The organism is Microbulbifer sp. GL-2 (genome assembly GCF_007183175.1).
Classification (GTDB): Bacteria; Pseudomonadota; Gammaproteobacteria; order Pseudomonadales; family Cellvibrionaceae; genus Microbulbifer.
In genome coordinates this window covers 1,037,285-1,051,762 of the sequence record NZ_AP019807.1, presented here as the reverse complement: position 1 = coordinate 1,051,762, position 14,478 = coordinate 1,037,285, and the positions used below count along the sequence as shown (strand labels likewise).

The window sequence follows — 14,478 nt, the reverse complement described above, 5'->3', positions numbered from 1 at the left end:
GCCGAATGGCAGCTCCCACGCCGAAGTTCAAATGGGTTTCGGGATCAACATGGATTCCTCTTCTCCCTCTTGGCGATCGCGTCCCTGTTCTGGGCAGTGGAAGCTTGCCGTCACTTCATCACTATTAAGGCTGTGTAGATGCACGTCAAAGCCCCATAGTCTGTGCAAGTGCTTAAGTACTTCAGTGGTCTCCTTACCCAAAGGACGGCGTCGATACTGGGTGTGATGCAGTGTCAGCGAGCGATCTCCACGAGTATCTACTGAGAATACTTGAATATTGGGTTCACGGTTACCGAGGTTGTACTGCCCGGCCAGGTTTTCTCTCAATTGCCGATAGCCGCTATCATCGTGAATAGCGCTCACAATGATTTCATTTTCCTTGTCATTGTCACTGATACAAAAGAGCTTCATATCGCGCATCACTTTTGGTGAGAGGAATTGCAGGATAAAGCTCTCATCTTTAAAGTCGCGCATTGCAAACTGCAGCGTTTCCCGCCAGTTACTCCCTGCAATATCAGGAAACCAGCGGCGGTCCTCGTCGGTGGGACTTTCGCAGATTCGCCTTAGGTCACTGAAAATACTGAAACCCAGAGTATAGGGGTTAATGCCATTGTAATGTGGGCTGTCAAAACCAGGCTGATAGATCACATTGGTATGGCTTTGCAGGAACTCCATCATGAAGCCTTCGGTGACCCGACCTCGCCCATACAGCTCTGTCAGTAAAGTGTAGTGCCAGAAGGTGGCCCAGCCTTCATTCATTACCTGGGTCTGACGCTGTGGATAAAAATACTGGGCCAGTTTGCGAACAATGCGCACCAGTTCCCGTTGCCAGTTTTCCAGTAGTGGCGCATTTTTTTCAATAAAGTAAAGAATATTTTCCTGGGGCTCTTTGGGAAAACGTTCCTCCTGGGCTTCCTCTGTACCTTCGCCCAGCTTGGGAATGGTCCTCCACAGGTCATTGAGCTGTCGTTGCCGGTATTCTTCGCGTTCCTGTTGTTGGCGCTCCTCCTCAACCGCGGAGATGGGGTATGGTCTCTTGTATCGGTCGACACCGTAATTCATCAGGGCGTGGCAGGAGTCCATTATTGCCTCAACTTCATCGAGGCCATGGCGCTCTTCGCAGCGTGAAATATAGTTCTTGGCAAAAATCAGGTAGTCGATAATGCTGCCGGCATCAGTCCAGGACCGGAACAGATAATTTCCCTTAAAGAAAGAGTTGTGCCCATAAGACGCATGTGCAATAACGAGTGCCTGCATCGTCATGGTGTTCTCTTCCATGAGATAGGCAATACAGGGGTTGGAATTGATAACGATTTCGTAGGCGAGCCCCATCAAGCCGCGCTGGTAATTGTTTTCGACGCTGATAAATTGTTTGCCGAAGGACCAGTGATTATACCCAACTGGCATGCCAACCGAAGAGTAGGCATCCATCATCTGCTCAGAGCTGATTACCTCGATCTGGTTGGGGTAAGTATCGAGGCCAAACTCTTCTGCCAGCGCACTAATCGCGCGGTCATACTCCTGGATCAACTCAAACGTCCACTCAGAAGTGGTTGAGATAGGCCCTTGTGAATCAGATTTCTGTGAGTCGCTGCCACTGGTAAATGTGTCTAGCATCGAGCGGTTACCTTCTGGCTGAACAGCTGGCGGAAGACTGGGTAGATATCTTGGACATCGACAATCTGTTCCATGGCAAAGTGGTGTGGGAACAGTGTGCGCACACTTTCGTACTCCTCCCAGAGCGCCTGGTGATCGCGAGGGGTAATCTCTACATAGGAGTAGTACTGTACATGGGGCATGATGTCGTCGATCAGGATTCTATGGCAGGTACTGGAGTCATCATTCCAATTGTCTCCATCTGAAGCCTGGGCACCATAAATATTCCACTCGCTTTCTGGGTAACGCTCACGCATGATTCGCCGCATCAGTTTTAATGCACTGGAGACAATCGTGCCTCCGGTCTCACGCGAATAAAAAAATTCCTCTTCATCTACTTCTTTGGCGCTGGTGTGATGGCGTATAAACACCACTTCGGTGTATTCATAGCTGCGCTGGAGGAAAAGATAAAGCAGTAAGAAGAATCGCTTGGCCATATCCTTGGTGGCCTGATTCATGGAGCCGGAAACGTCCATTAAGCAGAACATGACAGCTCGGGAGCGCGGTTTTGGCTGGCGAATCAACAGGTTGTATTTAAGGTCGAAGTCATCAAGGAATGGCACCCGACTAATACGTTTGCGTAACTCGTTAATTTCATTATTAAGCGCTTCAATTTTGCGCTGGTCCCGCAGAACGGATTCTTTTCCTTCCTCTATTTCCAGTGACTGCTCTAAATCTCGCAGGTTGCGCCTTTTATTGCTGGTCAGTGCGATACGGCGGGCGTGGGCAGCCCTGAGGGAGCGGATGACATTAAGTCGGCCGGGAGTACCTTCATTGCTGATACCGGCGCGGACTACCTGGAAGGATTCATTGCCGGCTAATCGACGTTTGATCATATTGGGCAGCTGCAGCCCTTCAAACATAAAGTCGAGAAACTCCTCCTGGGAGATCTGGAAAACAAACTCATCCACACCTTCGCCGCTATCACTGGCACCACCACCGCCCCCATCCCCACCTTTCTGGTTTTGACGTGGAATTCGATCGCCGGTGGTAAACTCCTTGTTGCCTGGGAGGACGCGCTCCACGTGACCGCCGGCACCGTGAGAGAATAGAGGCTCGCTAATATCCCTGGTGGGAATACTGATACGCTCGCCTTTATCCATATCCATGATGGAGCGGCTGTTCATGGCGTCACCAACAGCTTTCTTTATATGGGCCTTGTAACGCCTTAAGAAACGTTGGCGGTTAACCGTACTTTTCTTCTTTCCGTTTAGGCGACGGTCGATGATATAGCTCATATTTCTGCCCTTGGTCCGAATAGTGTCTTTGGATAAAATCTCCCCAGAAACTATTCAGACATGCTCTACCAGCTGGATACGTGCATAGCAGGGGTCTCTCAATGAAGTGAACCCTGCTCTTACTGTAGGGTCACTGCGATTTGCGAACTCTCAGGTACCACTCAGACAATAGACGAACCTGTTTTTCGGTATAGCCGCGCTCGACCATGCGAGCAACAAAGTCCGCATGCTTACGCTTGTCATCTGCAGATGCTTTAGTGTTGAAGGAAATTACCGGCAGGAGGTCCTCGGTATTAGAGAACATCTTCTTCTCAATAACTGCGCGTAATTTCTCATAAGATCTCCAGTCTGGATTTTTCCCCTGATTATTGGCCCGGGCACGTAATACAAAGTTGACAATTTCATTACGGAAATCTTTAGGGTTGGATATTCCTGCAGGTTTTTCCGTTTTTTCCAGCTCTTCGTTTAGTGCACCGCGATCGAGTATTTCTCCGGTTTCGGGATCGCGGTATTCCTGGTCCTGAATCCAGAAATCGGCATAGGTGACATAGCGGTCAAACAGGTTTTGACCGTACTCAGCATAGGATTCCAGGTAGGCAGTCTGTATCTCTTTGCCTATAAACTCCACGTATCTTGGCGCCAGATACTCTTTGATAAAGCCAAGATAGTTTTCTTGGATCTCGGGAGGGAATTGTTCCTGCTCTATCTGCTGTTCAAGTACGTAGAGCAGGTGTACCGGATTAGCTGCCACCTCTGTTGCATCAAAGTTAAAGACCTTGGAGAGAATTTTGAAAGAAAACCGAGTCGAAAGGCCATGCATGCCCTCATCAACGCCTGCGTTATCGCGATACTCCTGAATGGTCTTCGCCTTAGGGTCTGTATCCTTGAGATTCTCTCCATCATAAATGCGCATTTTCGAGTAAAGACTGGAGTTTTCTGGATTTTTCATCCGGGAAAGCACAGAAAATTGTGCCAGCATACGCAGGGTGTCCGGCGCACATGGCGCTTTGGAAAGTGAGCTGTTTTCTAATAGTTTTTGGTAAATCTTGATTTCTTCCAGGACTCGCACGCAATAGGGGACTTTGACAATATAAATCCGGTCCAGGAAAGCTTCATTATTCCGGTTATTACGGAAAGACTGCCATTCGGATTCATTTGAGTGGGCAAGGATGGTGCCATTAAACGGTATGGAGCCCAGACCTTCGGTGCTATTGTAGTTACCTTCTTGAGTAGCTGTAAGCAGGGGGTGAAGCACCTTAATTGGCGCTTTGAACATTTCTACAAATTCCATCAACCCCTGGTTAGCGCGACACAGACTGCCAGAAAAACTATAGGCGTCAGGATCATTTTGTGGAAAGTCTTCCAGCTTTCGAATATCAATCTTGCCAACCAGAGAGGATATGTCCTGGTTGTTTTCATCCCCTGGCTCAGTCTTTGAAATGGCGACTTGATCCAAAATAGAAGGTCGAATTTTAACTACACGGAATTTACTGATATCCCCCTTGAATTCATGTAGGCGTTTAACTGCCCAAGGGGACATGATCGTATTGACGTATCGCCTGGCGATACCATAGTCCTCCTCCAGGATTCGTCCATCCTCATCGGGTGAGAACAGGCTGAGGGGGGATTCAAAGACCGGTGAACCTTTAATCGCATAAATTGGCACTTGTTCCATTAGGGCCTTTAAGCGTTCTGCAAGAGAGGATTTCCCTCCTCCTACAGGGCCGAGCAAGTATAGGATTTGTTTCTTCTCTTCCAGTCCCTGAGCGGCATGGCGGAAGAATGAGACAATTTGTTCAATTGCCTCTTCCATACCGTAAAATTCATTGAATGCCTTATAGCGCTTAATGACCTTGTTACAGAAAATTCGAGACAAGCGAGGGTCGCGAGACGTATCTATTAGTTCGGCCTCGCCTATAGCCATAAGCATTCGCTCTGCGGGAGATGCATAGGCGCTGCGGTCTGTTTTACACAACTCCAGATATTCCTGGATGCTGAGTTCCTCATCCTGGATAGACTCATACCTTTCAAGGTAATGGTTGAAAATTGTCATGGTATTGACCTCCCTGTTGCCTAGTAGGCAGAGCTCAGCGTCCTGCTTATCAATTGGAATCAGTGCACTGGTTGTTTCTGAGGCTGTACCGTCTGTTCACATTGTGCTGGTCAATATGTGGCAGTGGCGCAGCGGTTGCCATGTTTGAGATAAGTCCGGCATTAAACGCTTTTGATTATTGCCGTTACTATCCTTGTTCTTCCAAGGGACACGCGGAATTGTCCCCAGCTTTTCCAGCATAGCTTTCAGTCTGCTCATGGTATGGTAATGTCCCCCAGAATGGTTGAATAGAACGGCAGTTTTAGGTTTTACTTATATTTTCTCTGAAGTACTCAAAGGTCAAAGGAGCCATCATGGCGATTCTAGTGACTGGCGGAGCGGGTTATATTGGCAGTCATATGTGCGTGGAATTATTTGAGGCGGGCCTTCAACCGATTGTTGTAGATAATTTTTTGAATAGTAGCCAGGAAGCCCTAAACCGTGTTGAGGTTATTTCTGGGAAAAAACTACCATTTTATGACTATGACATTAGTGATCAGGAGGGGCTTCGTAAGATTTTCTATGAGCATGATATTGAAGCCGTAATCCATTTTGCTGGTTTGAAAGCAGTGGGAGAATCTGTTGAGCAGCCATTGCGTTACTATCAAAATAATGTGGCCGGAACCCTGGCTCTTATTGAGGTGATGGAGGAGTTTGGCGTATTTCAAATGATCTTCAGTTCGTCTGCCACGGTCTATGGTTATCCCGATACTGTTCCTATTAGGGAAAGTTGCGCAACCGGAGCTACTAACCCTTATGGCGCAAGCAAGTTGATTGTTGAAGAGATTTTACGCGATATTTGTGCAGTTCCCAGAAGCCAATGGAAAGTGAGCCTGTTGCGCTATTTTAATCCTATTGGTGCCCATAAGAGTGGGAGAATTGGTGAGGCTCCCCGCGGAATACCGAATAACTTACTGCCATTTATTTCCCAGGTCGCAGTTGGGTGTCACCCTTATTTGCAGATTTTTGGAGATGACTACGAGACGGCCGACGGAACAGGTGTGCGGGATTATATTCACGTGGTCGACCTTGCCCTGGGACACTTGGCAGCCCTTAAGTTACTTGGTAAACAGGAAACAAAAGAGGGGTGTTATACCTATAACCTGGGTACAGGGCAGGGAAGTTCTGTGTTTGAGGTTGTGCATGCCTTTGAAAAGGTTAGTGGCAGAAAAATTCCTTATAAGATAGTACCGCGAAGGCCTGGGGATATTGCAGAGTGCTATGCCGATCCGGCATTGGCAGAAAAAGAACTAGGCTGGAGCGCGACGTATGACCTAACGCGAATGGTTGAAGATGCCTGGCGTTGGCAATCCCGGAATCCTAAAGGATACACTGGGGAATAACCACTCTCACTAAAAAGCTTAATTGGAAAACTATATTGACATTGACCAATTAAGCTATGTTTGTGATTTTATTGGAATAACTATTAATTGCTTACAGGCTGCAATCTAAACAAAAAAATTCCTCATCATTCAAGCGCAGTGCAGTAAGATAACCACCCCAGACACATCCTGTATCTAGTGCATATATATTTTTTGTGTCTGCGCGACCTTCCAGGGCGGCCCAGTGGCCAAATATTATTTTGTCATTTTTTGTTTTTCTATTGGCAAAACTGAACCAGGGTTTGTAATCAGCATGGGCAGCTTGAGGGCCTCGTTTGGTGACCAGGTCGAGTGTACCATCTGCTTTACAGAAACGCATACGTGTGAAGTAGTTGGTTATTGAGCGCAGCCTTTCAATACCGATAAGGTGGTCGTTCCAGCAGTGGGGTTCATTGCCATACATCCCAAAAAAATAAGCTTTTGCCATAGCCTCGTCAGCAAGTGCATGCTCAACTTCGCGAGCCAACTCCTGTGCCTTGGTAACATTCCAAATAGGGGGGATGCCTGCATGCACCATAGTGTATCCCCCTTTATGTACCAGGAGGGGGAGGCCTTGAAGCCAACTCAGTAACTGGTCTGCATCCCTGGCCGTAAGGATTCTGGCCAGGTCATTTTCTTTCTCCGAGAGATGTTTAGCCCCATGGGCTAGTGCCAAGAGGTGCAGGTCGTGGTTGCCGAGAACGGCGGTGACCTGGTGGCGGTGCTTATATAAAAAGCGCAGAGTGCCCAGGCTGTCGTCACCGCGATGAACCAGGTCTCCGGCGAGCCATAGTTGATCACGATCAAAGCGGAATTGAATTTTCTTGAGCAGCCGCTGAAGAGGCTCAAGGCAGCCCTGAATATCACCGATGGCATACGTGGCCAAATTCCTCTCCCCTAAATCGGCTTATTATTTCTATTACTGTTCGAGGTGATGGCAGTAATTTGCCAACTGGACAAACTCCTCCACACTGAGGGTTTCCGGGCGGCGGCTGGCATCAACGGGTAGTAGGTTTATATCTAGTTCAGGGAACAGAGGCTTTAACGCATTGCGCAATGTCTTGCGTCGCTGCTGAAAGGCTACATTAACGATTCGCTCCAGTAGTTTTTCATCCTCGGCAAGGAACGGAAGTTTTCCATAGGGGGTAAGTCGCACAATTGCGGACTCTACCTTGGGGGCTGGCTGGAAAGACTGCGGGGGGACAGGAAATAGCCCCTGTACGCGACAATGATACTGAACCATGACACTTAAGCGTCCAAAGGACTTGTTACCTGGAGTAGCACTCAGGCGATCGACCACTTCCTTTTGCAGCATAAAATGCATGTCCTGCACCTTGCCTTTAAAGCTGAGTAGATGGAAAAGAAGCGGCGTTGAAATGTTGTAAGGCAGATTGCCGACGATACGCAGTGGTGATTCCGCAGCAAACTCTCCAAAGTTAAACTTGAGGGCATCCTGCTCAATAATTTTAAAATCAGGGTAGTCCCTGAATTTAAATTGCAGTAGGGGGATCAAGTCGCGGTCCAGCTCAACGGAGGTGAGGCTCGGGCAGCGTTGGAGGAGCAGCTCTGTAATGGCTCCCTGTCCAGGGCCAATTTCAACGAGCTTGTCAAATTCTTTGGGGGCCACGGCACGCACTATGCGTTCGATGATATTTTCATCAACCAAAAAATTTTGGCCGAAGCGCTTGCGGGCCTTGTGTTGAAAAAAACTGTCCATTAAATAATCTATCTTTTAATCAGTTGATAGGCGCGATCAGAGAGTATCTGCTGTGTAAGCATTGCCGGGTGTCTTATCGCTGTGCCAATTTAATAGCCTGTGTCAGGGCTGCTTCCAGGCTACCAGTGCTGGCATGGCCGGTTCCTGCGAGATCCAGCGCTGTACCGTGATCGACAGAGGTACGAATAAAGGGAAGCCCTAAGGTAATATTGACGGCTTTGCCGAATCCTTTGAATTTTAACACCGGTAACCCCTGATCGTGATACATGGCCAGTACCGCATCACAATGAGCCAGCTGGGGAGGGGTGAAGAGCGTGTCGGCTGGCAGGGGGCCGATAAGCTGTATACCCTTCGCACGTAACTTGTTCAGGGAAGGTTCTATCACCTCAATTTCCTCCCGGCCCAGGTGGCCCCCTTCACCAGCGTGGGGATTCAATCCACATACCCCTATACGGGGTGACTCTATTTGGAACTGGTCAGTCAAGCTTTCATGCAGTATTTGAATGGTCTGCTCCAGGCGCTTTTCCGTGATGGTGGCGCTGACCTCTTTTAGGGGGAGGTGTGTAGTAACAAGCGCTACCCGAAGTTCTTCTGCCGCGAGCATCATGACAACCCGCTCAACGCCGGCCTGATCGGCAAAAAACTCTGTATGCCCGCTAAAGGGGATACCTGCATCGTTTATCACCCCCTTATGCACAGGGCCGGTTACCAGGGCGTCAAATGTTCCAGACAGGCACCCCTGTGCTGCAGCCTCCAAGGTATTCAAAACATAGGGAGCATTAGCAGTATCCAAATAACCTGCTTTTGCTCCGCAAGCCATCGCAACCTCAACGATATAGAGACAGCCGGGTGGGGTGGCTAATGACGCTGAGCTAGGGGAAAAGGGGAGTAGTTTCAGGGGGAGCTGTGACGCAGCGGCGGCTTGGTGTAACAAGGCGGGATCGGCGATGGCCACTATTTGGGCGCTGCTACCCTGCTGGGCGACTTTAACCACTAACTCCGGGCCAATACCCGCGGGCTCACCAGGTGTCAAAGCGATTCTCGGTATCATTTTGAGGCCAACTTGACTGATCAATAAAAAAACCGGGCTCTGGGGCCCGGTTTTGGGATTCTCGAAGGGCGGCTATTCCTATTACTGCTCTTCTTCGGTCGGGTCCTTGTCTCCGTCCTGAAGCTTGATTTCAACATAGGCCTGGTCACGAATTTCACGACGCCAATTCTGCTTTTCCTCTTCGTAACGACGGTTGCGCAGCAGGTTGGCGGCCTGGTTGCGGATATATTGGTCTGTCATATCCTGCTTGCGCCGGTTTTCTACTTTCAAGATGTGCCAACCAAACTGGCTACGGAACGGCAGGCTGATTTCACCGATATTGGTGGTGTCCATAGCCTGGGTAAACTCCGGCACAAACTGGCCGGGCATGGACCAACCGAGATCACCCCCAGAAAGCATGGAGCCAATATCTTCTGAGTTCTCCCTGGCCAGCTCGGCAAAATTGTCACTGGTCATCGCCTCGTCACGCATAGCGATTAATTTATTGTAGGCTTCATCGTCAGTGAGTATGGCAGAGGGCTTGAGTAGAATATGGCGGACTTTGGTCTGTTCCACCAATTGCTCACTGGCCCCTTTCTGGGCGTGAATCTTGAGTAGGTGGAAGCCCGCATCGCTGCGGAAAGGTTCAGTCACATCCCCAACCTTCAGGCCATTGAGGGCATCAGCAAACAATGTCGGCAGCTCCACGGTCTTGCGCCAGCCTAAGTCACCACCGGCCAGGGCGTTTTGTCCCGCAGAGTTGGCAATTGCCAGGCGGCGGAAATCGGCACCTTCTCGAGTTTGTTGTACCAGTTCCTCCGCTTTTTCACGAGCTTGGGTTACTTCACTGGCGGGAGCACTGGAGCTGATTGGAATCAGGATATGGCCGAGCTCGTACTGCGGGGACTTCCAGAACTCGCCCTCTTTGGAGCGAAGGAAGTTGTCGATGTCCTGGTCGGTAATTTGGATTCTACGGTTGACACTGCCTTGCTCTACACGGCGAATCATCAACTCCTGGCGGATTTGCTGGCGGAAGCTTTTCAGGGTCATACCGTCGGCGCGGAGGCGTTGGCGAAACTCTTCAGGGCTGACACTGGCATTTTGTTGAACCCGTGCGATAGCCTGGTCGAGTTCGGATTCTGAGATTGTCACGCCTGCGCGGGACGCCATCTGTAGCTGCAGTCGCTCGATAATCAGCTGCTCGAGAACCTGGCGGCGTAAAACGTCGATAGGGGGTGCCTGAACCTGTTGTGCCTGGATCTGGCTGGCGATGGTGTTCATGCGCTGGGACAGCTCACTGGCCATTACCACATCTTCATCCACAACAGCGACCACCCTGTCCAGGGTTTGCACTTGTGCTGTAACAGTGCCGGCGATCAGGGCGCAGGCAGCCAGAACGGATGACAGGCTTATTTTCGGCGCAAATTTCTGCATTATTCTCATCACGGTTTCAGCTTTTCTCTCTGATCAAAGTTTGCAATGCCCTTGGTCAGCATCTGGGTTACGGTCGATCCGAACCCGGCCAGACCTTTAAGTTGCACCTCAAGGAAGATACCTTGCTCATACTCCAAGTCTTCAGCTGCGACAACCCCGGCCAAGTCATTGTCCAAGGTGCGGCTCCATACCAAGCGCGCACGATAGCAGCAATCATCATATTCGATACCTGCCAGGTATTGCAGTTCCCGATCCAGGGTTAAATCATAGGCGGCGCCTGCCATTATAGAGGCGTGGGCAGTAATGGGCAGGACCATAGAGCTGTTGAGCTGTCGGGTAGAGGAGTCGTCATCATTGCCTTCCTCTTTGGGGTAAAGCAACGCGTCATCTCGCTCATAGTAATAGCTGAGGTTGAAGATTCTGGCATCTTCGTCAAAGTAACGCAGGCTGAAGTTGCCTCGATTAACATTGTGCTCTGTGTCGTCGTAAACAAACTCACTGCCGATACGCAGGGACTGTATCGGGCGACTCTCCAGTCGGGCAGCGAGTTCAGAGCGGGGTGTCTCCTCGATTAACTCTGTTAACCCAATTTGTGAGTCGCTGGAATAATAGGCCTGGCCAATGCTGGCGGAGAACAAGTCTCGCCCACTGATTGGATCAATGAATCGGGTAGTGAGACCTAGAGCGACTCGACTTGCATCATCTATACGGTCACTGCCTGCAAAACGGCTGTCGCGGAAAAGCTGGTCGTAACTGAAGGTAAATAGTGAGGTATCATAGAGCAGATTATTGCTTCTCGCATTGACAGGGACTTGATAGTCAAAAATTTCATCTTCACTGATATCGAAAAAGCCATCCTGATTGGCGTTGCTACTAATCAACGTAAACAGGCGGGGCTCCAAGGTGTGGATAAAATCGCGGTTAAAAATGAAGCTATCGCGTTCAAAATAGAGTCCCGTATCTAGGGTGAACTGGGCGGCGGCTGCATCGGGTGTATCATTGGCTCCTTCGGGCAGAAACAAATCACTTACTTGGTAACCCAAGTAGCGGCCGGCGATGCCTGGTTTGAAATAGCCCCATAGCCACTGTTTATCCCAATAAAGTTCGTAATCTAGACGCAATCTTTCTGCAGTAATGAAGTTATTTTCAAGTGTGGTTACGCTGTCAGGGTCATCTGTATCGGCGATGAAGGTAATCGTCTGGGTATCCTGATGTCTCCATGCTACAGCTTCGTTTTGCATAGAGAGCAGCCAATCTCCCCAGCGATAGTTTCCGTCCACATCCAGGCGGGGAAGTTGGGCGAACTGGTCAAAGGCATCGTTTTGCAGCACCTGATAGTCCTGGGCGCGTAAAGTGAATCTCCAGTTTTCTGTGCTCAAGCTGCCTTGGGCTGCTTGGCTTACACTGGTTTCTGCGTTTATCCCCAGATTGGCTGTGCTTAAATCTCGGAAATAGTCCGCATCACTGACTTTTGTAAAGTCGATATCAGTGCGCCAGATACTGCCACTGTAGCCGCCTTCCTGGTCAAGATTCACCAGCCAGCGGTCCTTGCCTTTGTTGGGTAGCACCAGGTCCTCGGGGAAGCCGCGGTCGATAAGTTTGCGGGACAGATCATCGTTGCCGCCCTTGTCATTTGGCAGGTCAGCTAGGCGTAGTCTGGTATTAAATACAGGGCTCAGATGGCGAAATTCCACCTCCAGGCCATTGCCCCGGTACTGGATATAACGTGGGGTGATGGTCGCATCCATCTGTGGTGCGATATTCCAGTAGTAAGGAATGGCCAGGTCCCAACCGTTTTTATCGCTGTTACTCACTGAGGGAAAGAGGAATCCCGACATGCGGGCATCGCCGACCGGGAAACGAAAATAGGGGGCGTAGAAAACTGGAACACCCAGGATTTCCAGGCGTACATTCCGGGCTACGCCTTGGCTTTCCACTTCATCAATATTGATTTCGCTACCTGTTAGTTGCCAGAACTCCCGCCCCGGCTCACAGCGGGTATAGGTGCCGTCCGTAATAGTGAGTTCGCCACTGGTTTGGCGGGCTACATAGGCCGCATCCCCATGGATATATTCATCGTGAATGACGTAAGTAGCATCTTCAATAGAGGCCGTTTCACTGTCGGTGTGGACTTCGGCTGAAGCTCCACGAACTAACAGGCTGGGCTCGCGCAGTTCGACGGCGCCACTTAGATAGGCGGTATGTTCCTGCTGATTGAGATCGACTCGATCGGCAAATAGCTGGCGGTAGCCTTGAGTGATATGTACATTGCCAACCAGCTCTGCGGTGCCATCGTCAAGTATCTTGGACTGTTCGGCGGTGGCACGCAGGGGGGCGTCTTCAGGAGACAGGTTTGCATCCGGGTAGTTCCGCGGAGGAGCGACAAAAGCCCCCGAGCAAATAACCGGTATCCTGGCTCTCTCCTCTGGAGTCAGCTCTGAGCGAGGTAGCCAGTCGAGGTACAAATACGGATTGTAATTTGGGTCTTCAACAACTTCATATTGGTTTGCCTGCGCCCACAGGGGCTGTGCGGCGATCAGGCCGAGGGCAAGTGTGCGGGCTTGGGAGTGATTAGCGATCGCCAGCGCAAGGCGACGCCACCGGGGGACTTCAAGCATCAATCGATAGGTTCCGGCTATTCTTTAGTGTTTCTTTATCGGTAGATGCGTGCGACAGCTATCCAGCCGGGGCGCGCAAAAAACTTCGCCCGATTCTACTTGAATGTAGAAGTGGTTAATAGCCACACCACTGGTACGATTGTAAGGGTAATTGTGTTGTCGTCGCTGGACGCCACCTTGGGCGAGGTTACAATGCGTTCCAGTGCTCCGGGGAAACTACGGGGAAAATAAAAAGCCACAGGTTATAGAATTGATGAAAGGTGTGCTGTGACTGATGACCTGCGACGTGAAGGCCTAGCCCACTGGGTGGGGCGGGCTTTGGGAATGCCGTTCTCCGCAGAGCTGTCCGACCTTACCTGCGATGCGGGATTCAGGCGTTATTTCCGCACTGATACCAACCCCAGCCTAATCGCAGTCGACTCGCCGCCCCAGCAAACCAAACCTGCCCATTTTGTGGCGCTTGCTGATTACCTGCGTCGCAATGGTATCCATACGCCGATGGTGGTTGCGGCAGATACTGGCCAGGGTTATCTGCTGTTGGAGGACCTTGGTGATACCCAGTTATTTGGTGTGCTAAGTAGCGACAGTGTTGAAGGTCTCTATGCGGAGGTGATGAGCGAGTTGCTATGCCTGCAGCAGATACCCAGAAAAGAGTCACTTTTTCCAAAATATGACTCAGAGCTGCTGCTGACCGAGATGCGTATTATGCCTGAATGGCTAGCGGGAAAATTACTTGGCTACCAGCTTCCAGCTATGGAAGCGCGGTTATTGGAAGAGACTTTCCAGTTGCTGTTGAATAATGCCGCGAGCCAGCCCCAAACCCTTGTTCACCGGGATTATCACAGCCGCAACCTTATGATTCGCGGAGGGGAGCGGCCTGGGATCGTTGATTTCCAGGATGCGGTCTGGGGGCCGGTCACTTACGACCTGGCCTCGCTTTTGCGCGACTGTTATATACGCTGGCCGCGAGAACGGGTGGAACGCTGGGCTTTGGCCTATGCCGCCACTGCGGAAGCTGCCGGGGTGTTGGAACCTGTGGAGCCTGAGAGGTTCTTACGTTGGTTCGACTGGATGGGCCTGCAACGCCATATTAAAGTACTTGGCCTGTTTCCTCGTCTGTCGCTGCGCGATGGTAAGCAAGGCTACCTGGGTAATTTGCCCCTTGTCATTCGCTATGTGCTAGAGACAGCGGGTCGTTACCCTGAGCTGAAGCCCTTTAGCGATTGGTTTGGCAGCCAGTTGTTGCCATTGATCGAACAGCAAGCCTGGTACAGCGACTATCGCTGTGCCGGTGACTAGCGCGGGCAAGCCGCAAGAAAACTGTATAGATTA

The 14,478-nt window shown here is 50.4% G+C and carries 11 protein-coding genes; 2 read left to right on the top strand and 9 right to left on the bottom strand.

Features of this window, described 5'->3' with window-relative positions; genetic code table 11:
• Window positions 1–27: 27 nt before the first annotated feature.
• From GL2_RS04635 to GL2_RS21430, 4 genes are all read right to left on the bottom strand, one after another.
• Window positions 28–1,617: a SpoVR family protein gene (locus tag GL2_RS04635; protein WP_143729504.1), complete on the bottom strand. Its 1,590-nt coding sequence runs from the start codon at window positions 1,615–1,617 to the stop codon at window positions 28–30.
• Window positions 1,611–2,894 (bottom strand): YeaH/YhbH family protein, encoded by a 1,284-nt coding sequence (locus tag GL2_RS04630; protein WP_143729503.1) that lies wholly within the window; start codon window positions 2,892–2,894, stop codon window positions 1,611–1,613. The genes GL2_RS04635 and GL2_RS04630 overlap by 7 nt, the downstream gene beginning before the upstream one ends.
• 130 nt (window positions 2,895–3,024) lie before the next feature.
• Window positions 3,025–4,947 (bottom strand): PrkA family serine protein kinase, encoded by a 1,923-nt coding sequence (locus GL2_RS04625; RefSeq protein WP_143729502.1) that lies wholly within the window; start codon window positions 4,945–4,947, stop codon window positions 3,025–3,027.
• A 96-nt stretch (window positions 4,948–5,043) separates the two neighbouring features.
• Window positions 5,044–5,205 carry a hypothetical protein gene (locus GL2_RS21430; RefSeq protein ID WP_172621059.1) on the bottom strand — a complete coding sequence of 54 codons (162 nt, stop codon included), beginning with the start codon at window positions 5,203–5,205 and terminating at the stop codon, window positions 5,044–5,046.
• A gap of 95 nt (window positions 5,206–5,300) precedes the next feature.
• Between GL2_RS21430 and galE the strand changes: the two genes are divergently transcribed.
• Window positions 5,301–6,329, top strand: coding sequence for a UDP-glucose 4-epimerase GalE (gene galE / locus GL2_RS04620; RefSeq protein WP_143729501.1), 1,029 nt, complete (start codon window positions 5,301–5,303; stop codon window positions 6,327–6,329).
• Window positions 6,330–6,420: 91 nt separating this feature from the next.
• Here the strand turns inward: galE and GL2_RS04615 are convergent, their stop codons facing one another.
• The 5 genes from GL2_RS04615 to GL2_RS04595 form a co-directional block, all read right to left on the bottom strand.
• Window positions 6,421–7,233, bottom strand: coding sequence for a symmetrical bis(5'-nucleosyl)-tetraphosphatase (locus tag GL2_RS04615; RefSeq protein WP_143729500.1), 813 nt, complete (start codon window positions 7,231–7,233; stop codon window positions 6,421–6,423).
• Between the two features lie 33 nt (window positions 7,234–7,266).
• The gene (gene rsmA / locus GL2_RS04610; protein ID WP_143729499.1) at window positions 7,267–8,064 is read right to left on the bottom strand and encodes a 16S rRNA (adenine(1518)-N(6)/adenine(1519)-N(6))-dimethyltransferase RsmA; all 798 of its coding nucleotides are present in this window, start codon (window positions 8,062–8,064) and stop codon (window positions 7,267–7,269) included.
• 73 nt (window positions 8,065–8,137) lie between these two features.
• Window positions 8,138–9,115, bottom strand: a complete 978-nt coding sequence (gene pdxA / locus GL2_RS04605) for a 4-hydroxythreonine-4-phosphate dehydrogenase PdxA (RefSeq protein WP_143729498.1) — start codon at window positions 9,113–9,115, stop codon at window positions 8,138–8,140.
• Between the two features lie 81 nt (window positions 9,116–9,196).
• The gene (locus tag GL2_RS04600; protein WP_143729497.1) at window positions 9,197–10,528 is read right to left on the bottom strand and encodes a peptidylprolyl isomerase; all 1,332 of its coding nucleotides are present in this window, start codon (window positions 10,526–10,528) and stop codon (window positions 9,197–9,199) included.
• 8 nt (window positions 10,529–10,536) lie between these two features.
• Entirely contained in the window at window positions 10,537–13,146 is a 2,610-nt protein-coding gene (locus GL2_RS04595; RefSeq protein ID WP_143729496.1) for an LPS-assembly protein LptD, read from the bottom strand.
• A gap of 267 nt (window positions 13,147–13,413) precedes the next feature.
• On the opposite strand from GL2_RS04595, the gene GL2_RS04590 reads away from it, so the two are divergent.
• Window positions 13,414–14,445: an aminoglycoside phosphotransferase family protein gene (locus GL2_RS04590; RefSeq protein ID WP_143729495.1), complete on the top strand. Its 1,032-nt coding sequence runs from the start codon at window positions 13,414–13,416 to the stop codon at window positions 14,443–14,445.
• The last annotated feature ends 33 nt before the right edge of the window (window positions 14,446–14,478 follow it).